Annotated in this window: 1 protein-coding gene and 1 pseudogene; both read left to right on the forward strand. The window is 39.1% G+C overall.

The window, feature by feature from the left end; all coding sequences use genetic code 11:
- Positions 1–661: pseudogene (locus tag RH88_RS23640) on the forward strand (LysM domain-containing protein); the annotation flags it as partial.
- Positions 645–1,713: hypothetical protein (locus RH88_RS20175; protein WP_005599517.1), on the forward strand; the 1,069-nt coding region annotated here is incomplete at its 3' end. The pseudogene RH88_RS23640 and the gene RH88_RS20175, both read left to right, overlap by 17 nt.

Genomic DNA, 1,713 nt, shown 5'->3' on the forward strand with positions numbered 1-1,713 from the left:
CCCGTTTTTGGCGATGAATATTAATAAAACAGAAAAACATGAAATCGATTTAATTAGAAAATGGATAGTTGCACTGCCTCCAGAAACCTTGGCGAATTTGCTCACAGCGTTATGCCAAGGGCAAACTCGTAACCGTGTAGACAGTAACGGTCAGTTGGTAACCGCTGAATGGGATAATAACAGTCAAGCACAAGCGATAGTCAAAATTATGCAGTGGTTGGCAGAAGACCAAACCGAAAGCGATGAAACCAATCAACGCCAATGGAAGGAGGCGTTAATTGCCATGGCCGATTTGCCAAAATACAGCAAAGATTATTCTGAAGAGTGGGAAGGGTATAAAAAGCAGTGGTTTAAGTTGGCTGAGTTTATTAACGAAACAGGTGATATGAAATATATCGATAACTTCACATATTTATCGCATATTCTTTGTGGGAATATGGTTTTAACTCGTCGTAAATGCCATATCATGACAGGGATTATTGGCGGCGTTGAGCGTTATAACTATGCTGCGTATCCAATGAGATGCGTGCCTAATGCGTCGCTAGGTAAGGGAACTCTCGCTATCGTTAGTCGCAAAACTGATTTGGCTGAAAATCATTGGCGATTAGAACAAACTAATGAAATTATTATAAATTGGAGTATTGATGAAATTACATTGTAAGCTGTTAGTGAAATTATGCTCGAGTATCTTTCTCCTATTAAGCATTACAGCGTGCGGCCCCAACCCGCAAGATGATATTCCACTATTTGAGAGTTATATAGAAGATAATATCAATAAGAAGTCAGACGACCCATATATTTCTAGTTCAGTTAAACCTGAGGATGATCTTTATGAGTTTTTGATGAAATTACAGCATGGTACGGGATATGGGGATCTACTTGAGCCATTAATCGAGCAAGGGAATACCGATGCCATGGTATGGCGTGCGCGTATTAGTGCCAGTAATCTGGAATTACGTCCGAAAATATTAGGGCTATTATACAGAGCGATGCAAGCGGGAAATCCATTTGCGGCATTAGCTCTATCGAATGGTGGCGAAGAGTGCTGGCTTTTTGGCAAAGGATCTTTGAGTTCACAAGTCGGTCAATCGATAGGTGAAGAGATACCCACGGGAATCGAAACTTGTTCTGAGGAAAATTGGCTTACAGCCCAGCAAGGATTTAAAGAACTTGCTGAGAAAGGAGATTTACGGGCACAGTATTATTTACTAAAAAGGCAACATATCGATAACCCTGGCGAGACTCGAGAATCACGTGACCATCATGTAAATGAAGTTATTCGCTTTGCGGAAGAGTACTACTATCAGCCATTAATGGATTATGTAGAAACAATCCTAGTCAAAGAAACCCCTTCATCACAGTTAAAGGCAGAAAGCGAAGAATTGGAGTTGTTATCAGTAAATTTGCTGACAATTGCAGCTAACCATAATTACATTCCTGCGATTAAGATGCTTATAGAATACAATTATGAAAAGATAGATAAACATGATCCTATATTTGAATCAGGAATAGCCCTTGGTTCAGTCGGTTCGATACAGTGGCAAATGCTAATTTTTGCAAAAGCGGGTCAAGATAGTGACTACACGCAGGCTGAATTATATTATTTATCAAAAATCCATAGTGAATTATCCGATGATGATTACTTCTTATTTAGATATTTTAAGGAAGGGAGTATCTCCGTAATGGATAAGGAAAAAATAGATGAAAAAGTTA

This window comes from Vibrio scophthalmi LMG 19158, assembly GCF_000222585.1.
Classification (GTDB): domain Bacteria; phylum Pseudomonadota; class Gammaproteobacteria; order Enterobacterales; family Vibrionaceae; genus Vibrio; species Vibrio scophthalmi.